Source organism: Ruminococcus sp. RTP21358st1_G6_RTP21358_211008 (assembly GCF_040908885.1).
Lineage (GTDB): Bacteria > Bacillota > Clostridia > Lachnospirales > Lachnospiraceae > Blautia_A > Blautia_A faecis.
The window spans coordinates 127,589-147,061 of record NZ_JBDGDM010000002.1 but is presented as its reverse complement, the minus strand read 5'-3'; the positions used below and the strand labels follow the sequence as shown (position 1 = coordinate 147,061).

The following is a 19,473-nucleotide window of genomic DNA, read 5'->3' as shown; positions in this document are numbered from 1 at the left end:
ATGGCAATTCCCGTAAAACTGAATGTTTTTGAAGGACCGCTTGATCTGCTCCTTCACCTTATTGATAAAAATAAAATTGATATTTATGATATACCGATTGTGGAGATTACGGATCAGTATATGGAATACATTCACGCTATGGAAAAAGAAGATCTTGGAGTTATGAGTGAGTTTATGGTCATGGCAGCCACACTTCTGGATATCAAGTGCCGGATGCTTCTTCCAAAAGAAATCAATGAAGAAGGAGAAGAGGAGGACCCCAGAGCGGAACTGGTTCAGAAACTTCTGGAATATAAGATGTATAAATATATGTCTTATGAGCTGAAGGACAAAATGGACGATGCCAGCGGCGTTTATTTCCGTGAGCCGGATGTGCCAAGGGAGGTGCTTCAGTATCGGGAGCCAGTGGATCCCTCAGAACTTCTGGCTGGTCTTACTCTTGAGAAATTAAACGCCATTTACCAGTCGATCATCAGGCGGCAGGACGACAGACGGGACCCTATCCGAAGTCAGTTTGGAAAAATCGAGAAGGAAGAAGTCAGTCTTTCTGATAAAATGCTGGAGATGAAAGAATTTGCAAAGACTCACAGGAAATTCAGTTTTCGGGATCTGTTGAAAAAGCAGTGCTCCAAAGTACAGGTAATCGTTACCTTCCTTTCCGTGCTGGAACTGATAAAAATGGGACACATTCATGTGGTTCAGGAAGAGATTTTTGATGACATTCAGATCAATGTTGTGACAGAGCCGGAAACCTGGAAGAATCTGACAGAATTTGCAGAGGAAGAAGGATAGTGTATGGAAATTAAACGATTAGAAGGTGCCGTTGAGGCAATCCTGTTTGCGATGGGTGAATCTGTGGAATTAGGTCAGATTGCGAAAGCAATCCAGCAGGATAAGCCAACTACAGAAAAACTACTCCATAATCTGATGGATAAATATAAGGATGAGGGAAGGGGAATCCAGATCATTGAGCTGGAGGGCTCTTATCAGCTGTGCACCAAACGGGATTACTATGGCTGTCTGATCCGGATTGCCATGCAGCCTAAGAAACCTGCCCTTACAGATGTTATGCTGGAAACGCTGTCTATTATAGCCTATAAGCAGCCTGTGACAAAAGCTGAGATTGAAAAGATCCGGGGAGTAAAAAGCGATCATGCAGTAAATAAGCTGGTTGAGTATAATCTGGTAAAGGAGCTTGGGCGTCTTGATGCACCTGGACGGCCGATCCTTTTCGGCACTACAGAAGAATTTCTTCGCACATTTGGTGTTCAGGGTCTGGAAGAGCTGCCGGCTGTGGATCCGGTAAAAATGGCGGATTTTAAGGCTGAGGCAGAAGAGGAAGTACAGCTGAAGCTGGATATATAAGACAGGACAAGTAAGCCACAGATAAACTGCAGACGATATAACAGAACAAGTAAGCCCGGATAAACTGCAGACAATGAAACAGGACAAGTAAGCCGCAGATAAACTGCAGGCGATAAGACAGGAGAGAAAAAATGCCCACAACATATGCACATGATTTGTTTGGTCAGAAAGTATACAGGCAATTGCCCGATCAAGTGAAAGAAATTATTCGGAAAAACGGTGAACTGTATCGGATCGGTCTTCACGGACCGGATATTTTCTTCTATTATTTTATTTTTAAGAATCACGTAAGCAGTGTAGGATACCGTATGCACAAAGAAAAAGCCCGGGCATTTTTTACCCAGGGAATGGCGCAGGTCAGAGAGACTGGTGATGAGGCACTTCTTGCCTATCTTCTTGGCTTTGGCTGTCATTATCTTCTGGACTCTTCCTGTCATCCTTTTGTAAATGAAATGAATGATAAGGGCAGGATTTCCCACAGCCTTCTGGAAATTGAATTTGACCGCTTCCTTATGGAAGAAAATGGGAAAAATCCATATGCCTTTTATCCTTCTGATTGTATCAAAGCAAAACGCAAAAATGCAGCGGAAATCCACAAGGCTTTTCCTCTTGTAAAAACAGGAGATATTCTTCTGAGCCTTAAACTGATGAAATTTATGACAAATCTGCTGGTATGTGACGATGGCGGGACGAGACGGGCGCGTCTGTCGAAGCTTTCCAGCCTTGGAGGAAGAAGAGCACAGTCTGCTTTGATCGATCACTATATGATGGCTCAGCCGGCAGGTGGCAGCAGGGAACCTGTGGAACAGCTGAATACATTGTTTGAAAAAGAGGTGAAAGAGGCACCGGCAGAATTGCTGGAGCTGTATCAGCTTTCCCAGGAGGACATGCTGTTGTCTGAGCGATGGAATCTGACTTACAATGGTTAGCTGTGATATACAAACTGAAAATTGAACCAATTTCAGGGACAGGTATTTTGTAAGATACCTGTTCTTTTTATCAGGCAAAACTTGTAGAGTGAGCTTTGCATAGTTTGGGACAGGTCCGCGTAAAATACTATAAACGGAATGTGGGGTGGACTATGAAAAGCAGATACAGATTCTTTTGTTTTACACTGACTTTTGTACTTGTTTTATGCACTGCTGCCCAGGTGTCAGGAAGCACTGGCACAGATGAAAAAAAGACTGTCAGTTCCATTGTGCAGATGATACCGGCAGCTGTTGATATGAAAGAAACAGACGGACCTGGAAATCTCTATGCCTTATCCGCAGTTCTTATGGATGGGGATTCTGGCCGGGTACTGTACGAAAAAGAGGGCTATACAGCTCGCCCGAATGCCAGTACCACAAAGGTAATGACCTGTATCCTTGCCTTGGAAAAGGGCTCCGGTGATGATTATGTAATGGTGTCAGAAAATGCGGCCTCTCAACCAGAAGTAAAGCTGAATTTAAAGGAAGGGGAGCAGTATTACCTGGAAGATCTTCTTTATTCTTTAATGTTGAAAAGCCATAATGATACGGCTGTGGCAATTGCTGAATACATTGGCGGTTCTGTGGAAGGGTTTGCAAAAATGATGAATGCAAAAGCAAAGGAGATTGGCTGCACGAACACTCATTTTGTTACGCCGAACGGTCTTGACAGTGCAGATGCAGGAGGCATTCATCAGACTACCGCAAGAGATCTGGCTTTGATCATGAGCTATGCTGTGAAAAATAAAGCATTTCTTCATATCACACAGACCAGGGATTATTCTTTTTCTGATATTACAGGAAAACGTCAGTTTTCCGTCCATAATGCAAATGCATTTCTTGATATGACTTCGGACGCCATTTCAGGAAAAACAGGTTTTACAGGAAATGCGGGTTATTGTTATGTGGCAGCCTGTGAAAATGAGAAAAGAAAATTTATTATTTCCCTTCTTGGCTGCGGCTGGCCGAATAATAAGACATATAAATGGAAAGATGCCATGAAACTGCTGGAATATGGCAAAGCAAATTTTCACAAGGAAACCTATTGGCAGGAGCCGGAGATTCCGGCTATACCAGTAAAGGATGGGACTGACGAAAGCAGCGGGAAAGAATCTGGTAAGGAAAACCAGGAAAATTCCGGGAGAATTTTCACAGAAACTGGGACAGGTTTCGCAGATGTATATATAAATGGCCAGATTCAGGCATCTGATTCTGACAAAAAGAAACAGATCCTTCTGAAAGAAGGGGAAAAGATTACCTGCCATCTGCGTATTGAGAAAAATTTGACAGCACCTGTGAAAAAGGGGCAGAAAATTGGTCAGGTCACTTTTTGTCTTGGAGAACTTGTCCTGGATAACTATTTTGTGACAGCAGATCGCAATATTGTCAAAATCACCTATTTATGGTGCGCAAACAAGGTGTTTCATGACTTTTTTCACTAAAAAGCCTGACGGAATATGTATGATATATAAAAAAATCCCCCGAAAATCGAGGGATTTTTTTGCATAAAAACACGGAAAACTATTGAAAAATTGTGTGAAAAAATGTACAATTAGAATCGGCAGAATTTTTGGTTATACTTTTAAATTATTATAAAATGGAGGGCAAGAAAGAATGAGTAACGCAACACAAAGTTTAGCGGGCACAAGAATCACTTCTTTGCTTGACGCGAACAGTTTTGTTGAGATCGGCCAAAGTGTAACAGCCAGAAATACAGATTTCAACATGACTGAGAAAAAAGCACCTTCAGACGGTGTTATTACCGGATATGGTGTAATCGATGGAAATCTGGTGTATGTGTACAGCCAGGATGTTTCCGTACTGAACGGAACCGTTGGTGAAATGCATGCCAAGAAGATTACCAGACTTTATGATATGGCTATGAAGACCGGTGCTCCGGTGATCGGCCTGATCGATTGTGCAGGTCTCCGTCTTCAGGAGGCAACTGACGCACTGGAAGCATTCGGTGAAATTTATATGAAACAGACTCTGGCATCCGGACTGATCCCACAGATCACAGGTATCTTCGGTACCTGCGGTGGTGGTATGGCACTTGTACCGGCACTGACAGACTTCACATTTGTTGAAGAGAAGAAAGGCAAACTGTTTGTAAACACCCCGAACGCCCTTGAAGGCAACCACGTTTCCAAATGTGACACATCCTCAGCCAGATTCCAGAGCGAAGAGACAGGTCTTGTAGACGGAATCGGCACTGAGGACGAGATCCTTGGAAAAATCCGTGAACTCGTAACATATCTGCCATCTAACTGCGAAGACACTGATTCTTACATGGAGTGCACAGACGACCTGAACCGTGTATGCGAGGATATTGAGAACTGCACAGGTGACACAGCCATTGCACTTTCCAGAATCGCTGATAACGGACAGTTCTTCGAGGTAAAAGCTGACTACGGCAAGAGCGTTGCTGTTGGATTTATCAGACTGAACGGCGCTACTGTTGGTGCTGTTGCAAACAGAAGCGAGAGCTATGATGCAGAAGGCAAAAAGGTATGGGAGTCTGATGGAACCCTTAGTGCACGCGGTGCAAGAAAAGCAGCAGAGTTCGTAAAATTCTGTGACGCTTTCGAGATCCCGGTACTTACTCTTACAAATGTAAACGGCTTCAAGGCTACTGTATGTGGCGAGAAGATGATGGCGAAATCTGTTGGAACACTGGTTCATGCATTTGCAGATGCTACTGTTCCGAAGGTTAACGTTGTGATCGGCAAAGCATTTGGAACCGCTTACACAGCTATGAACAGCAAAGCAATCGGTGCAGACATGGTATATGCATGGGAGAACGCAGAGATCGGTATGATGGATGCTGACCTTGCAGCCAAGATCATGTATGCAGGCGATGACGCAGCAGCTCTTACTGAGAAAGCAGCTGAGTACAGAGAACTTCAGAACTCTGTTTCCTCTGCAGCAGCAAGAGGATATGTTGACACCATTATCAGCCCGGCTGATACAAGAAAATATGTGATCGGTGCATTTGAAATGCTGTTCACAAAAAGGGAAGAACGTCCGTCCAAGAAACACGGCACGGTCTAAGCGAGGTGGAGCATATGAAACAGATTTTTAAGAAAGTATCCTCCCTTTGCACAGTACTTCTCATGATGGCAGTTCTCACTCTTACCGGAGTATCCTCCGTATGGGCAGCTGATGAGGTAGATGACACGGTAAAGCAGACCCTGGTCACTACCGCTGAGGGACTTACCGATACCATCATTGCTCTCAGTGACGAAGATATTGAGAATTATACCAAGTCATCTGATGAGTTTACTGTTGGTGCAATGACTGCATGGGCAGGCTCCAAGGATGAAGTTGGGGCTTTAAAGGAGAGAACCGGAGAGACAGAGGTGAAGGCTTCTGACGATGGATATACCGTTACTGTACCGGTCTCCTTTGAGAAAGCAGATGCAAATTTCGTTTATATTTTCGATGCTTCTACAGGAGCACCTACATCCCTTACTGTTGATGTACAGTACTCCATGGCTGAGACCTTAAGAAGAGCTGTTATGAATACTATCATGGGTATTGCGATCGTATTCATCGTTCTTATTTTCCTAAGCTTCCTGATCTATCTGTTCAGATTCATCCCGAATCCGGAAGCAAAGAAAAAAGCTCAGGCAGCAGCCCCTGCACCTGCTCCGGTGGCAGCACCAGTAGAAGTTGCAGAAGCAGACGATACAGAACTGATCGCGGTTATCGCAGCAGCAATTGCAGCAGCTGAGGGAACCACTACAGATGGATTCGTTGTACGTTCCATCCGCAAAATCAATCGTAAAAAGAGATAAATACAGGAGGATCCTAAAATGAAAAGTTATACAATTACCGTTAACGGAACAGCATATGAAGTAACTGTTGAAGAGACAGGAAGCGTTTCTGCACCAGCAGCTGCAGCTCCTGCAGCTGCACCGAAGGCAGCACCTGCACCGAAGGCAGCTCCGAAGGCAGCAGCCGGAGCAGGCGCAGTTAAGGTTGCAGCTTCCGTACCTGGAAAGGTTCTGAAAATCGCAGCAAGCGTTGGACAGGCTGTAAAAGCCGGAGACAACATTGTAATCCTGGAATCCATGAAGATGGAGATCCCGGTTGTAGCTCCTCAGGACGGAACCGTTGCAAGCATTGATGTTGCAGAAGGTGCCTCTGTAGAAAATGGAGATACCCTGGCAACAATGAACTAAGTCGGGAGGTAATAGGATGTCTTACGTAGCAGACACTTTGTCCAACCTGATCCATCAGACTGCTTTTTTTAACCTGACATGGGGAAACTACCTGATGATCGTGGTTGCTTGTGTATTCTTATATCTTGCCATTGCAAAGGGATTTGAGCCTCTTCTGCTTGTTCCCATTGCATTTGGTATGCTCCTTGTTAATATTTATCCGGACATTATGGCAAATCCGGAAGACATGTCCAACGGTGTTGGTGGTCTTCTTCATTACTTCTACATCCTTGATGAGTGGAGTATTCTTCCTTCCCTTATCTTTATGGGTGTAGGTGCTATGACAGACTTTGGTCCGCTGATCGCGAATCCGAAGAGCTTCCTGATGGGTGCTGCAGCACAGCTCGGTATCTATATGGCTTACTTCCTTGCAATCTTCCTTGGATTCAACGGAAAAGCAGCAGCAGCAATCTCCATTATCGGTGGTGCAGATGGCCCGACCTCCATTTTCCTTGCAGGTAAGCTTGGTCAGACTGCTCTTATGGGACCGATCGCCGTGGCTGCATATTCTTATATGTCACTGGTTCCGATCATCCAGCCTCCGATCATGAAACTGTTTACCACTGAGAAAGAGCGTAAGATCAAGATGGAGCAGCTTCGTCCTGTATCCAAGCTTGAGAAGATCCTCTTCCCGATCGTAATCACAATCGTTGTCTGCATGATCCTTCCGACAACAGCTCCTCTGGTTGGTATGCTTATGCTTGGTAACCTGTTCAGAGAGTGCGGCGTTGTAAAACAGCTTACAGAGACAGCTTCCAATGCACTTATGTACATCGTAGTTATCCTTCTTGGTACATCTGTTGGTGCTTCCACAAGTGCAGAGGCATTCCTGAATGTGGATACTTTGAAGATTGTTGTATTAGGTCTTGTGGCATTTGCATGTGGTACTTTCGGCGGTGTTATGCTCGGAAAGGTTATGTGCAAGCTTACAGGCGGCAAGATCAATCCGCTTATTGGTTCCGCCGGTGTATCTGCGGTACCTATGGCAGCCCGTGTTTCCCAGAAGGTTGGTGCTGAGGCAGATCCTACCAACTTCCTTCTGATGCATGCAATGGGACCAAACGTTGCCGGTGTTATCGGTACAGCCGTTGCTGCCGGAGCATTTATGGCTATTTACGGAATCTAATAATGATACCAGAAATTCGGATTTTTCCCGGCTTTCTATAGTGAAACCGGGAAGTCCGGATGAACTAAATAAATAAGGAGAACAATTATGGCAGAAATTGAAAAAAAACCTGTTAAAATTGTGGAAACCATTCTGCGTGATGCACATCAGTCCCTGATTGCAACCCGTATGACAACAGAGCAGATGCTTCCAATCGTTGATAAACTTGATAAAGTAGGCTACCATGCAGTTGAGTGCTGGGGCGGTGCTACTTTCGATGCAAGCCTTCGTTTCCTTCATGAGGATCCGTGGGAAAGACTTCGTAAATTACGTGCAGGATTCAAGAACACAAAGCTGCAGATGCTTTTCCGTGGCCAGAACATTCTTGGATATCGTCCATACGCTGATGATGTAGTAGAGTATTTTGTTCAGAAATCTCTGTCAAATGGTATCGATATCATCCGTATTTTCGACTGTATGAATGACCTTCGTAACCTTCAGACTGCTGTACATGCTGCAAACAAAGAGCATGGCCATGCACAGGTTGCTCTTTCCTATACACTTGGTGATGCGTATACTCTTGAGTACTGGACAAGCATTGCGAAACGTATCGAGGAAATGGGTGCAGACTCTATCTGTATCAAAGATATGGCCGGCCTTCTTCTTCCATATAAGGCAACTGAGCTTGTTACAGCCCTGAAAGAGACTGTTAAGATCCCGATCGATCTTCATACACATTACACCTCTGGTGTAGCTTCCATGACTTACTTAAAAGCTGTTGAAGCTGGTGTTGATATCATCGATACTGCAATGTCTCCATTTGCACTGGGTACTTCCCAGCCTGCAACTGAGGTTATGGTTGAGACCTTCAAAGGCACTCCATATGATACTGGATTTGATCAGCAGCTTCTTGCTGAGATCGCAGACTACTTCCGTCCAATGCGTGACGAGGCTCTTGAGAGCGGCCTTCTGAATCCGAAGAACCTTGGCGTAAACATCAAGACTCTTCTGTATCAGGTACCAGGTGGTATGTTATCCAACCTTACTTCCCAGCTGAAAGAGCAGCATGCAGAAGACAAGTTCTATGATGTTCTTGAGGAAGTTCCGCGTGTACGTAAAGACCTTGGTGAGCCGCCGCTTGTTACTCCGTCTTCCCAGATCGTTGGTACACAGGCTGTATTTAACGTTCTCATGGGCGAGAGATACAAGATGGTTACCAAAGAGACAAAAGATGTTCTCAGCGGAAAATATGGTGCTACAGCAAAACCATTCAATCCAGAAGTTCAGAAGAAATGTATCGGTGACACACAGCCGATCACATGCCGCCCGGCAGATCTTCTTGAGAATGAGCTGGGCAAACTTGAAGGCGAGATGGCACAGTATAAAGAGCAGGATGAGGACGTTCTGTCCTATGCACTGTTCCCACAGGTTGCTACTGACTTCTTCAAGTATCGTCAGGCTCAGGAGAAAAAGGTGGATGAGACGGTTGCTGATACCAAAAACGGAGCATATCCGGTTTAATCAGTGAGGAATAATTTGTCAGTGTCTGGCCTATAGACACTTTGCTGACAAAAATAATGAAAGACACGTGCAGAGAAGCCTTTTGCACGTGTCTTTTTGAAAAATATAAGTAAAATTTGTGTAACTTTCGGTAGTTACTGAATAGTTGCAAATCTGTTTTATGAAAGGTATGTAAATGAGTAAAATACTGATCATAGGCGGCGGTGCTGCCGGAATGATGGCCGGTGTTTATCTGGCAAGGGCAGGACATGAGGTCCACATCCTGGAGAAAAACGAGAAACTTGGAAAGAAAGTGTATATTACAGGAAAAGGCAGATGCAATGTTACAAATAACTGTGACACGGAAGAACTGTTCCGGGCAGTTATGTCTAACCCGAAATTCCTGTACAGTGCTTTCTATTCTTTCACGCCCCAGGATGTAATGGAATTCTTTGAAGAAGCGGGAGTTCCACTGAAGACAGAGAGAGGCAACCGGGTTTTCCCTGTGTCTGACCATTCTTCAGATATTATCCGCGGTCTGGAACGGGAACTTAAGAAAGCTGGTGCCCATATCCATCTTCGCACAGAGGTGAAAACGGTGAAGGTCAGTCCCTATGAGGAACCGGACGTGGATGAGAAAAAGGCACATCACAGCCGGGTAACAGGTGTAGAACTGGCAGATGGAAGTTTTATGGAGGGCGATCATGTTCTGGTTGCCACTGGAGGGCTTTCCTATCAGTCAACAGGCTCTACAGGTGATGGCTATCGCTTTGCAGAGGAAACCGGCCATAAAGTAAAGGAGCTTTCTCCGTCACTGGTTCCTCTTAAGACAAAAGAGGATTATATCCCAAGACTTCAGGGACTTTCCTTAAAAAACACCGAACTTACGATTAAGTCAGGCAAAAAGGTGCTCTTCCGGGATTTTGGTGAGATGATGTTCACCCACTTTGGCGTGACAGGCCCCATGATTTTATCTGCAAGCGCACATATTGGCAAACAACTGCAGAAATCCGGAGAATTGAATGCTTATCTGGATCTGAAGCCTGCCCTTACCATGGAACAGCTGGATGCCAGGATTCTGCGGGAATTTGAGGCAGGACAGAATAAACAGTTTAAGAATGTGATCGGCGTACTTTTTCCATCATCCCTTACACCTGTCATGCTGGAACTGGGTGGTATTTCTCCGGAAAAAAAGATACACGATATTTCCAGGGAAGAAAGAATTCACTTTGAAGAACTGGTGAAAGCTTTCCCATTTACCATCAATGGAATGGGAGAATATAAAGAAGCAGTTATTACAAGAGGCGGTGTTTCTGTGAAGGACATTCAGCCGGGAACTATGGAATCCCGAAAGGTAAAAAATCTCTATTTTATTGGAGAAGTGCTTGACCTGGATGCGGTAACCGGTGGCTATAATCTTCAGATTGCCTGGTCAACTGCGTATCTGGCAGCCATGGCATTGAAAAATGGATGAAAATCTGTTATAAATGTAAGAAGTGAAAAAACTGCGATTTAAGAGGAGGTAACAGAGAAAATGGGATGTAACATTGCCATTGACGGGCCGGCAGGAGCAGGCAAAAGCACAATTGCAAAGAGAGTGGCAAAGGAGCTGTCTTTTATCTATGTAGATACAGGCGCTATGTACCGCGCCGTAGCACTTTATCTGCTGAGAAATGAAATTGACGGAACAGATGCGGAAGCAGTTGCAGATAACTGTCAGAGCGCTGAGGTTTCCATTCGATATGAAAATGGAGAGCAGGTTGTAATTCTTAACGGTGAGAATGTAAATCAGTATATCCGTACGGAAGAGGTTGGAAACATGGCATCCAAAACATCTGCAAACCCGGCGGTAAGGGCACATCTTCTCAATCTTCAGAGAAATCTGGCAGCAAAGAACGATGTTGTAATGGATGGCAGGGATATTGGAACTGTAATTCTTCCGGACGCACAGGTGAAGATTTATCTTACTGCCAGCGTGGAGACAAGGGCTAAGAGACGTTATGATGAATATCTTGGAAAGGGCGAGAGCGCTGATCTTGAAGAAATCAAGAAGGACATTGAGAAACGTGATCATCAGGATATGACAAGAGAAATTTCTCCTCTTCGCCAGGCTGAGGATGCAGTGCTTGTGGATTCTTCTCTTATGAACATTGAGGAAGTGGTAGCTGCGATCCTTGGAATTTACAAAGATAAGGTGGAATAAACCATGGAAGTAAAAGTTGCAAAAACAGCAGGCTTTTGCTTTGGCGTGCAGCGTGCAGTGGATAAGGTATATGAACTGATCGACAGCTGCCAGGACAGGCTTTTTACCCTGGGCCCCATCATCCATAATGAAGAAGTGGTAAATGATCTGGAAAAGAAAGGTGTCCGTGTTGCTTCAGAAGAAGAACTGAAAACTCTTCCAAAGGGCAGCACCGTAGTGATCCGCTCACACGGTGTTGGAAAAAAAGTCTACGATCAGCTGAAAGAGTGCGGTCTTTCCTATGTGGACGTGACCTGTCCTTTTGTCCTGAAGATCCACCGAATTGTGGAAAAGGAGAGCAAAGCCGGTTCCCATATCGTGATCATTGGAGATCCGGATCATCCTGAGGTTGTGGGAATCTGCGGCTGGTGTATAGGATCCTATACTGTGATCTGCACCAAACAGGACGCACTGGATTTCGTGCCTCCGGAAAGCAAAAATGTGTGTATTGTGTCTCAGACAACATTTAATTATAATAAATTTAAAGATTTAGTTGAAATTCTTTCAAAAAAGAGGTATGATAATACTGTTTTAAATATTCTTAATATTTTAAACACTATTTGTAATGCTACCGAAGAACGGCAGAGAGAAGCAAAGAGCATAGCCGGAGAGGTAGACACTATGTTAGTCGTAGGAGGCCGACATAGTTCCAATACTCAAAAGCTGTTTGAAATATGTAAAAAGGAATGTGAAAATACTTACTATATACAAACACCTGTAGACTTGGATTCAGATATGTTCCAATGCAGTAGTTATGTAGGTATTACAGCAGGGGCTTCAACCCCAAAGAAAATTATTGAGGAGGTTCAAGAACATGTCAGAATTAAGTTTTGAACAGATGCTGGAAGATTCCGTAAAAACAATCAGAAATGGAGAAATCGTACAGGGAAAGGTCATCGATGTGAAAGAAGATGAAATTATCCTGAATATTGGCTATAAAGCTGATGGTATTATCACCAAGAGTGAATATAGCAATGATCCTTCCGTAGTACTCACAGACGCTGTACATGTAGGTGACTCCATGGAAGCCAAAGTGCTTAAGGTAAACGATGGCGAAGGCCAGGTTATCTTAACCTACAAGAGACTTGCTGCAGAGAAAGGCAATAAACGCCTTGAGGAAGCATTCGAGAATCAGGAAGTATTAAAAGCTCCTGTAACTCAGGTACTTGACGGTGGATTATGTGTTAACGTTGAGGAGACACGTGTATTCATTCCTGCAAGCCTTGTTTCCGACACATATGAGAAAGATCTCAGCAAATATGCTGATCAGGAGATTGAGTTCGTTATCACAGAGTTCAATCCAAGAAGACGTCGCATCATTGGTAACCGCAAACAGCTTCTTGTTGCTGAGAAAGCTAAGAAACAGCAGGAGCTTATGGAGCGTATCCATGTTGGCGATACAGTAGAGGGTGTTGTTAAGAACGTTACAGATTTTGGTGCATTCATCGATCTGGGCGGCGCTGACGGACTGCTTCACATCTCTGAGATGTCCTGGGGCAGAGTAGAGAACCCGAAGAAAGTCTTCACAGTTGGTGAGACTGTAAAGGTTATGATCAAAGATATCAAGGGCGAGAAGATTGCTCTTACAATGAAATTCCCAGAGGAGAATCCATGGCTTACAGCTGCTGAGGATTTCGCTGTTGGAAACATAGTAACTGGTAAAGTTGCACGTATGACAGACTTCGGTGCATTTGTTGAGCTTGCACCTGGCGTAGATGCACTTCTTCATGTATCTCAGATTTCCAGAGAGCACGTTGCAAAACCATCTGATGTGCTTACAATCGGACAGGAAATCCAGGCTAAAGTTGTTGATTTCAATGGCGAAGACAAGAAGATCAGCCTTAGCATGAAAGCTCTTGAGGCTCCGGCTGAGGAAGAGTCTGTAGAGGAATAATTTAACCAAGAGGGAAATGTTGTGCATTTCTCTTATCCCATGTAACTAACCGCCATTCACAGGATTTGTGAATGGCGGTTAGTTTTGATATCATGAATATGATGTTGATAAAAAGACATTGTCTGTTAGAGCGTGTCTGGAAAAGGCTTTCTGCAAGATGTGCGTCACAATTTGCGGGAGATTTTGTCCGGATGAAGGCGCCGTAGCGAGCTACGACAACCGAATTCGGGTGAATCTCCCGCAAGTGGGGTGTTCAGATTGCGGGAATGATTTTTCAGATACGCTCTGGGGATGATGTCTTTTTTACGTGAGATTTTATATGCTTTGGAAGTTAGAGTATGTTTGAAAAAGGTTTCTGAATTTTGAAATATAGGTTGAAAGTTTATTTTAATTTCCAAAATAAATATTCCAGGGCATGTATTAAATATTGCTTTTGCTTTTCTTCATTTTCCAGAAATTCCTCTGTGCATGGAAACCAGGTATAACAGGTCTCTCTTGTAGCAGATTTTTTCAGTCCTTTTTCCATAAATTTGCTAATAGATTTAGGGACTGCCATGTCCTCTCCGGGCAGATAATCATAACTTTTGTAATCGCTGTAATATTGGCGGATACGGCCATTTAAAGGCTTTACAAGGAGACTTACCAGGTTGTCCTGACCTGTAATATAGAATTCTTCTGTGCCGTTAGAAAAGGAAGCGGGTAGGCTGTAATGGGGGTTCATCTGCAAAATCAGATTTTCCCCGTCAAAATCAGTTCCGCGAACAGTAAATGCACCATCCCTGAGCGCAAGATACCCCATCATCTTAAACACATCTCCAAGTCCGAGAAGATCTTCCATATTGTGTCCCATAACCGTATCCAGGTCTGTCTGCTCCTGGTGTGCCATATATTTTTTATATATTTTAATGCATTCCCCGCCATTACAGTAAATGCGCTTCTGTTCTCCTAGAAAGGCTTCCATCTGTTCCTGCTTTAACCCTGGGAGCTTTAAAAATCCCTTCAGAGGGCGAAGCACTTTATACAGGTCAAAAGAAGAAATCCCCTCAAAAGGATCTGGTAGCTCATAGAATTTATAACGAGCCTGAAGGTAAGGCTGATCAAAAGAATCTCCATTGTATTGGATGGTACAGCTGAAATTTTTTATAAATTCTGAAAAAAACTCCAATAATGCTTTTTCTTCCCGGAAATCGGGTGCAAGCCACTGATATAGCTGCCAGGAACCAGATTCATAGCAAACTGCACCAATTAAATATAAAAAAGATGAATTTCGTCCCAATCCAGTGGTTTCAATATCATAAAATAATGGTGAAAAATTGACATCCTCAGCAGCATTTCCAGATAAATTTTTAACAGTCTCAAAGTCCGGAAAACCTTGTAAAATCGGCATTTTTTTAACAATCAGCATGTTTATACTCCTTTCATGGATTGTATTTAATTATACACAATTTTTTTATTTTTAGGTAGTGAATTTTTTCATAAAATGCGGTATAGTAGAATGTATAGAATAGTCAGAATATATAAAGAAAAGGAGAAACCTATGTGGGATTTAGCAATTAATGGAGTGGATTTCTATCACATTGCCAATTGGTTTTACATATACAGTTTTCTTGGCTGGCTTTGGGAAACCTGCTACGTGTCTGTGCGAAAGGGCAAATTGATAAACAGAGGATTTATAAATGGTCCCCTGTGTACCATATATGGCTGTGGAGCTCTTGCTGTATACTTGATTCTTCTTCCCATCAGTGATAATCTGCTTCTTTTATTTGTGGGTGGAGTTGTAGTCGCCACTGCACTGGAATATGTGACAGCAGTGTTGATGGAGAATATTTTCCACACATCCTGGTGGGATTACAGTGATAACAAGTTTAATTTCCAGGGACGTATCTGTCTGGGCTGTTCCCTTGGATGGGGGGTGTTTACCGTTGGGCTTTTCAGAGTGCTTCATCCGGTAGTTCAGGAATTTACAGAATTGTATACCAGAAGAACTGGAGAGGTGGCTGTCTGTGTAATTACAGTCGTTTACATTGTGGATTTTGCTTTTTCTGCAGCTGCCGCTTTCCATTTGCACGAGCGTATTCCTGCATGGGAGCAGGCACTGGATCAGATGCGTGCAGAACTGCTTGTACAGGCGCGTGAGAAGATGGAGAATCTGGAGGAGAGCAGCGGACTTTCCAGAGATAGAATCAAGAAACAGTTAGAGAATAAGCTGGGACGCCTTGATGATGTTGCACTGATCAAGGAACTGGAAGAGAAGAGAACTGCTATGATGTCAGATATCTCTGAAGAGCTTCAGAAGCGTAAAGAGGCTATGGCTGGAAAGGTCAGCCACAACATGCAGCGTTTTGTAAAGGCATATCCAAATCTGAACCGTGGATATAAGCTCCATAAGAAATATGGATTTGGCAGGAAAAATAAAGACGCTGAATAAATACTCAGACAAAAGTGATATTAATAATATAAATCAAACAGACAATAAATCAGGTTGCTGCAGACAAAAGAGTCAGTGATCAATAATATAAAGGCGGTGAATATTAGTGCGATTAACTTTTAAAGGAGGCGTACACCCCTTCGAGGGGAAAGAAATGTCAAAGGACTGCCCGGTGGAGAAATATCTCCCTAAGGCAGATCTGGCGTATCCATTGTCCCAGCACATTGGTGCTCCGGCGAAGCCTGTGGTTGCAAAGGGGGACCACGTGCTTGCAGGCCAGATGATCGCAGAAGCAGGCGGATTTGTATCTGCCCCTGTTCATGCTTCTGTATCCGGTACGGTGAAAGGCATCGAGAAACGTCTGACAGCTACCGGAAGTATGGTAGATTCCATTATAGTGGAGAATGACGGACTGTATGAAGAGGTGGAATTCCACCCGGCAGATCCGGCTTCGCTTACCCGTGAGGAGATTATCGGAAGGATTCGCGATGGCGGTGTAGTAGGTCTTGGTGGTGCAGGCTTCCCCACACATGTGAAGCTTTCCCCCAAGGAGCCTGACAAGATTGAATACATATTGGTGAACGGTGCAGAATGTGAGCCCTATCTTACAAGTGATTACAGGCGCATGATGGATCAGCCGGAGAAGGTTGTGGAAGGACTGAAAATCGTAGTCGGACTTTTTCCAAATGCAAAGGGTTGTATCTGCATTGAGGACAATAAGCCGGATTGTATTGCCAGAATGAAAGAACTGGCTGCCGGAGTCCCGAATATCGAAGTAAAAGAACTGATGACCAAATATCCCCAGGGTGGTGAGCGTACCCTGATCTATGCAGTGACAGGAAGAGAAATCAACTCATCCATGCTTCCAGCAGATGCCGGATGTATTGTAGATAATGTTGAAACAATATGCAGTATTTATGACGCAGTGGCACTTGGAAGACCGATCATGAAGCGGATTTTCACAGTAACTGGTAAGGGCATCAACCGTCCGGCACATTTTGAAGTCTGTACAGGAACGGATATGGCCGAACTGATTGACGCAGCCGGTGGCCTGAAGGAGCATGCCGGTAAGGTGATTTCCGGCGGTCCTATGATGGGATTTGCTATGTATGATCTTCATGTACCATGTGTGAAGACCTCTTCTTCCCTTCTGTGTATGCAGAGTGACCCGGTATCAGATGCGAAAGAGGAAGAGACAGCCTGCATTAACTGCGGACGCTGTGTAAGTGTCTGTCCCGGACATGTTATTCCGGCAAGACTTGCGACCTTTGCACAGCGCGGCGATATGGAGAGCTTCCAGAAGTTTGATGGAATGGAATGCTGTGAATGCGGCTGCTGCAGTTACATCTGTCCGGCCAAACGTCCGCTGACCCAGAGCATTAAGTCCATGCGTAAAATGGTTCTGGCAAGCAGGAAGAAGAAATAATAAGGGGGAAGAAACGAATGGAACAAATGTTTAATGTATCATCTAATCCCCATGTCCGGGCAAGGATGACCACTGCAAAAATCATGCAGCTGGTTGTCATAGCGCTTTTGCCTGCTGCCCTTATGGGAATTTATAATCATGGATTAAAGGCTCTTGCCGTTCTGGTGGTATCCACCGGTTCAGCAGCGCTTGCAGAGTGGTTATATGATCATTTTATGCACAAAAAGAACACTGTGAAGGATTTCAGTGCAGTGGTAACCGGACTTCTTATCGGCCTGAATATGCCGGCAGGAATTCCGCTCTGGATCCCGGTGCTCGGCAGTATTTTTGCAATTATTGTGGTAAAACAGCTTTTTGGCGGTCTTGGACAGAACTTTATGAATCCGGCCCTGGCAGCCCGCTGTTTCCTTATGATTTCCTTTGCCGGCAAGATGACAGATTTTTCTGTATCAGACAGCTTTAAAGGTGCAGTTGACGGTGTGACAGGCGCCACTCCTCTGGCCGCTCTTCGTGACCATGGCTTTGTGGCAGGCTCCTCCGTTCCGGTTAAAAATCTTATTTTTGGTAATATCCAGGGAACCATCGGAGAGACTTCTGTAATTGCCATCCTGATCGGTGCAGCAATCCTGCTTTGCTACAAAGTGATCAGCGCCAGAATTCCGCTGACCTATATCGGCAGCTTTGCAGTATTTGTGATCATCTACATGCTCGCTTCCGGCAAAGGCTTTGATGTAAATTATCTGCTCACCCATCTCTGTGGTGGTGGTCTTATGCTTGGTGCATGGTTTATGGCGACGGACTACGTTACAAGCCCCATTACACCAAAGGGGCAGTATGTATATGGCGTCTGTCTTGGTGTTCTTACCGGAATTTTCCGTATTTTCGGAGCTTCCGCAGAGGGCGTTTCCTATGCGATTATTTTCTGCAACCTGCTGGTACCTCAGATTGAGCGTTTCACCCGTCCGGTTGCTTTTGGAAAAGGAGGCGCGAAGAAATGAAAAATAAGATCGTAAAAGATACTCTTGCGCTGACCGTGATCACACTGGTTTCCGGGCTGCTTCTTGGTCTTGTAAACGATATTACAGCAGGTCCGATTGCAAGCCAGCAGGCGAAAGAGAAAGAAGAGGCATATAAGGCAGTATTTGCTGATGCAGCCAGCTTCGAGACAGTTACAAGCGGTGAGGATACGGATCTGGAAAGCTATCTGGATGAAAACGGTTTCAAAGCTCAGAATATTGATGAAGTCATGCTGGCAAAGGATGACCAGGGAAATGAACTTGGCTATGCCTTTACCGTAACAACCTCAGAAGGCTATGGCGGGGACATTCAGTTTGCCATGGGCGTTCAGGATGATGGAACTCTGAACGGAATTTCCATTTTATCCATCAGTGAGACCGCTGGTCTTGGTATGCGTGCAACTACAGATGATTTTAAAAATCAGTTCAAGGATAAGAACGTAGAGAAATTTACCTACACAAAAACTGGTGCCACCTCTGATGATGAGATCGATGCTTTAAGTGGTGCGACAATTACCACAAATGCCATGACAAATGGCGTCAATGCAGGACTTGCCGCATTCCGTTATGAGAAAGGGGGCAGCCAGAAATGAAAAAGAATACACCATCTGAACGACTGATAAATGGTATTATCAAAGAAAATCCTACTTTTGTGCTGATGCTTGGTATGTGTCCAACACTGGCCATCACCACATCTGCAATCAATGGTATCGGAATGGGACTTACTACAACGGTGATTCTGGCAGCATCCAACCTGATGATCTCCCTGCTCCGTAATTTTATTCCGGACAGTGTGCGTATGCCTGCTTACATTGTTGTTGTAGCATCCTTTGTAACAATTGTGCAGATGCTTCTCCAGGGCTTTATCCCGTTTTTGTATTCTTCCCTTGGAATTTACATTCCGCTGATCGTTGTAAACTGTATCATCCTGGGAAGAGCAGAGGCTTATGCATCCAAGAACAAACCAATTCCCTCACTTTTTGATGGTATTGGAATGGGACTTGGATTTACTTTAAGCATCACCTGCATCGGAGCAGTACGTGAGCTGATCGGTGCCGGCAGTATTTTCGGCAAACAGATCCTTCCTCTTGCAGACGCTGCAGCAGGAAAAATGGGCTATGAGCCGGTAACCATCTTTATTCTTGCACCTGGCGCATTTTTTGTCCTTGCATTTTTATCTGCGCTTCAGAACAAATTCAAGATTGGTGCTGCAAAACGGGGCATCGATCCAAGCAATCCGGATTGCAAGGGTGGCTGTGCTTCCTGCGGAAATTCCATGTGTTCGGGAAAAAGGGGGTAAGAGAAG

The 19,473-nt window shown here is 44.4% G+C and carries 20 protein-coding genes and 1 pseudogene; 19 read left to right on the top strand and 2 right to left on the bottom strand.

What is annotated here, in order from left to right; all coding sequences use genetic code 11:
• The 13 genes from AB5Z12_RS01480 to rpsA all read left to right on the top strand — a co-directional run bounded on the left by AB5Z12_RS01480 (position 1) and on the right by rpsA (position 13,297).
• The gene (locus AB5Z12_RS01480) at positions 1-792 is read left to right on the top strand and encodes a ScpA family protein (protein WP_118578030.1); all 792 of its coding nucleotides are present in this window, start codon (positions 1-3) and stop codon (positions 790-792) included.
• A 3-nt stretch (positions 793-795) separates the two neighbouring features.
• Positions 796-1,365: an SMC-Scp complex subunit ScpB gene (gene scpB, locus AB5Z12_RS01475; RefSeq protein WP_118578031.1), complete on the top strand. Its 570-nt coding sequence runs from the start codon at positions 796-798 to the stop codon at positions 1,363-1,365.
• A gap of 194 nt (positions 1,366-1,559) precedes the next feature.
• On the top strand, positions 1,560-2,294 hold the full coding sequence (locus tag AB5Z12_RS01470; RefSeq protein ID WP_368368534.1) for a zinc dependent phospholipase C family protein: 735 nt from the start codon (positions 1,560-1,562) through the stop codon (positions 2,292-2,294).
• A 152-nt stretch (positions 2,295-2,446) separates the two neighbouring features.
• The gene (locus AB5Z12_RS01465) at positions 2,447-3,775 is read left to right on the top strand and encodes a D-alanyl-D-alanine carboxypeptidase family protein (protein ID WP_243249254.1); all 1,329 of its coding nucleotides are present in this window, start codon (positions 2,447-2,449) and stop codon (positions 3,773-3,775) included.
• 172 nt (positions 3,776-3,947) lie between these two features.
• Complete coding sequence (locus tag AB5Z12_RS01460) at positions 3,948-5,384, top strand: acyl-CoA carboxylase subunit beta (RefSeq protein ID WP_195409343.1); 1,437 nt, start codon at positions 3,948-3,950, stop codon at positions 5,382-5,384.
• A gap of 14 nt (positions 5,385-5,398) precedes the next feature.
• On the top strand, positions 5,399-6,130 hold the full coding sequence (locus AB5Z12_RS01455; RefSeq protein ID WP_118578035.1) for an OadG family transporter subunit: 732 nt from the start codon (positions 5,399-5,401) through the stop codon (positions 6,128-6,130).
• A gap of 18 nt (positions 6,131-6,148) precedes the next feature.
• Positions 6,149-6,517 (top strand): biotin/lipoyl-binding carrier protein, encoded by a 369-nt coding sequence (locus tag AB5Z12_RS01450; RefSeq protein ID WP_118578036.1) that lies wholly within the window; start codon positions 6,149-6,151, stop codon positions 6,515-6,517.
• Positions 6,518-6,533: 16 nt separating this feature from the next.
• On the top strand, positions 6,534-7,682 hold the full coding sequence (locus AB5Z12_RS01445; RefSeq protein ID WP_118578037.1) for a sodium ion-translocating decarboxylase subunit beta: 1,149 nt from the start codon (positions 6,534-6,536) through the stop codon (positions 7,680-7,682).
• An 87-nt stretch (positions 7,683-7,769) separates the two neighbouring features.
• Complete coding sequence (locus tag AB5Z12_RS01440) at positions 7,770-9,182, top strand: oxaloacetate decarboxylase subunit alpha (protein WP_195409342.1); 1,413 nt, start codon at positions 7,770-7,772, stop codon at positions 9,180-9,182.
• A gap of 175 nt (positions 9,183-9,357) precedes the next feature.
• Positions 9,358-10,635 carry an NAD(P)/FAD-dependent oxidoreductase gene (locus AB5Z12_RS01435; RefSeq protein ID WP_173715970.1) on the top strand — a complete coding sequence of 426 codons (1,278 nt, stop codon included), beginning with the start codon at positions 9,358-9,360 and terminating at the stop codon, positions 10,633-10,635.
• Between the two features lie 60 nt (positions 10,636-10,695).
• Positions 10,696-11,364, top strand: coding sequence for a (d)CMP kinase (cmk, locus tag AB5Z12_RS01430; RefSeq protein WP_195409341.1), 669 nt, complete (start codon positions 10,696-10,698; stop codon positions 11,362-11,364).
• Between the two features lie 3 nt (positions 11,365-11,367).
• Positions 11,368-12,237 (top strand): 4-hydroxy-3-methylbut-2-enyl diphosphate reductase, encoded by an 870-nt coding sequence (gene ispH / locus AB5Z12_RS01425; protein WP_195409340.1) that lies wholly within the window; start codon positions 11,368-11,370, stop codon positions 12,235-12,237.
• On the top strand, positions 12,218-13,297 hold the full coding sequence (gene rpsA / locus AB5Z12_RS01420; RefSeq protein WP_195409339.1) for a 30S ribosomal protein S1: 1,080 nt from the start codon (positions 12,218-12,220) through the stop codon (positions 13,295-13,297). Before ispH ends, rpsA begins: the two co-directional genes overlap by 20 nt.
• A gap of 1 nt (position 13,298) precedes the next feature.
• Here the strand turns inward: rpsA and AB5Z12_RS01415 are convergent.
• Positions 13,299-13,475, bottom strand: a pseudogene (locus tag AB5Z12_RS01415) (DUF6783 domain-containing protein); the annotation flags it as partial.
• Between the two features lie 55 nt (positions 13,476-13,530).
• Between AB5Z12_RS01415 and AB5Z12_RS01410 the strand changes: the two are divergent.
• Complete coding sequence (locus tag AB5Z12_RS01410) at positions 13,531-13,608, top strand: DUF6783 domain-containing protein (protein WP_334285302.1); 78 nt, start codon at positions 13,531-13,533, stop codon at positions 13,606-13,608.
• A gap of 71 nt (positions 13,609-13,679) precedes the next feature.
• On the opposite strand, the gene AB5Z12_RS01405 is transcribed toward AB5Z12_RS01410, so the two are convergent.
• Entirely contained in the window at positions 13,680-14,702 is a 1,023-nt protein-coding gene (locus tag AB5Z12_RS01405; protein WP_368356997.1) for a ribonuclease H-like domain-containing protein, read from the bottom strand.
• A 132-nt stretch (positions 14,703-14,834) separates the two neighbouring features.
• On the opposite strand from AB5Z12_RS01405, the gene AB5Z12_RS01400 reads away from it, so the two are divergent.
• From AB5Z12_RS01400 to rsxE, 5 genes are all read left to right on the top strand, one after another.
• Positions 14,835-15,725: a hypothetical protein gene (locus tag AB5Z12_RS01400; protein WP_173715973.1), complete on the top strand. Its 891-nt coding sequence runs from the start codon at positions 14,835-14,837 to the stop codon at positions 15,723-15,725.
• A gap of 100 nt (positions 15,726-15,825) precedes the next feature.
• The gene (gene rsxC / locus AB5Z12_RS01395; RefSeq protein ID WP_256144057.1) at positions 15,826-17,151 is read left to right on the top strand and encodes an electron transport complex subunit RsxC; all 1,326 of its coding nucleotides are present in this window, start codon (positions 15,826-15,828) and stop codon (positions 17,149-17,151) included.
• 17 nt (positions 17,152-17,168) lie between these two features.
• Entirely contained in the window at positions 17,169-18,149 is a 981-nt protein-coding gene (locus AB5Z12_RS01390; RefSeq protein WP_118578045.1) for an RnfABCDGE type electron transport complex subunit D, read from the top strand.
• Positions 18,146-18,760: an RnfABCDGE type electron transport complex subunit G gene (locus AB5Z12_RS01385; protein ID WP_118578046.1), complete on the top strand. Its 615-nt coding sequence runs from the start codon at positions 18,146-18,148 to the stop codon at positions 18,758-18,760. The genes AB5Z12_RS01390 and AB5Z12_RS01385 overlap by 4 nt, the downstream gene beginning before the upstream one ends.
• Positions 18,757-19,467 (top strand): electron transport complex subunit RsxE, encoded by a 711-nt coding sequence (rsxE, locus tag AB5Z12_RS01380; RefSeq protein ID WP_118578047.1) that lies wholly within the window; start codon positions 18,757-18,759, stop codon positions 19,465-19,467. The genes AB5Z12_RS01385 and rsxE overlap by 4 nt, the downstream gene beginning before the upstream one ends.
• The last annotated feature ends 6 nt before the right edge of the window (positions 19,468-19,473 follow it).

Coding starts and splice junctions, on each gene's coding strand:
- AB5Z12_RS01480 (WP_118578030.1), top strand. CDS start 1: ATGGCAATTCCCGTAAAACTGAATGTTTTTGAAGGACCGCTTGATCTG.
- scpB (WP_118578031.1), top strand. CDS start 796: ATGGAAATTAAACGATTAGAAGGTGCCGTTGAGGCAATCCTGTTTGCG.
- AB5Z12_RS01465 (WP_243249254.1), top strand. CDS start 2,447: ATGAAAAGCAGATACAGATTCTTTTGTTTTACACTGACTTTTGTACTT.
- AB5Z12_RS01460 (WP_195409343.1), top strand. CDS start 3,948: ATGAGTAACGCAACACAAAGTTTAGCGGGCACAAGAATCACTTCTTTG.
- AB5Z12_RS01455 (WP_118578035.1), top strand. CDS start 5,399: ATGAAACAGATTTTTAAGAAAGTATCCTCCCTTTGCACAGTACTTCTC.
- AB5Z12_RS01450 (WP_118578036.1), top strand. CDS start 6,149: ATGAAAAGTTATACAATTACCGTTAACGGAACAGCATATGAAGTAACT.
- AB5Z12_RS01445 (WP_118578037.1), top strand. CDS start 6,534: ATGTCTTACGTAGCAGACACTTTGTCCAACCTGATCCATCAGACTGCT.
- AB5Z12_RS01440 (WP_195409342.1), top strand. CDS start 7,770: ATGGCAGAAATTGAAAAAAAACCTGTTAAAATTGTGGAAACCATTCTG.
- AB5Z12_RS01435 (WP_173715970.1), top strand. CDS start 9,358: ATGAGTAAAATACTGATCATAGGCGGCGGTGCTGCCGGAATGATGGCC.
- cmk (WP_195409341.1), top strand. CDS start 10,696: ATGGGATGTAACATTGCCATTGACGGGCCGGCAGGAGCAGGCAAAAGC.
- ispH (WP_195409340.1), top strand. CDS start 11,368: ATGGAAGTAAAAGTTGCAAAAACAGCAGGCTTTTGCTTTGGCGTGCAG.
- rpsA (WP_195409339.1), top strand. CDS start 12,218: ATGTCAGAATTAAGTTTTGAACAGATGCTGGAAGATTCCGTAAAAACA.
- AB5Z12_RS01405 (WP_368356997.1), bottom strand. CDS start 14,702: ATGCTGATTGTTAAAAAAATGCCGATTTTACAAGGTTTTCCGGACTTT.
- AB5Z12_RS01400 (WP_173715973.1), top strand. CDS start 14,835: ATGTGGGATTTAGCAATTAATGGAGTGGATTTCTATCACATTGCCAAT.
- AB5Z12_RS01390 (WP_118578045.1), top strand. CDS start 17,169: ATGGAACAAATGTTTAATGTATCATCTAATCCCCATGTCCGGGCAAGG.
- AB5Z12_RS01385 (WP_118578046.1), top strand. CDS start 18,146: ATGAAAAATAAGATCGTAAAAGATACTCTTGCGCTGACCGTGATCACA.
- rsxE (WP_118578047.1), top strand. CDS start 18,757: ATGAAAAAGAATACACCATCTGAACGACTGATAAATGGTATTATCAAA.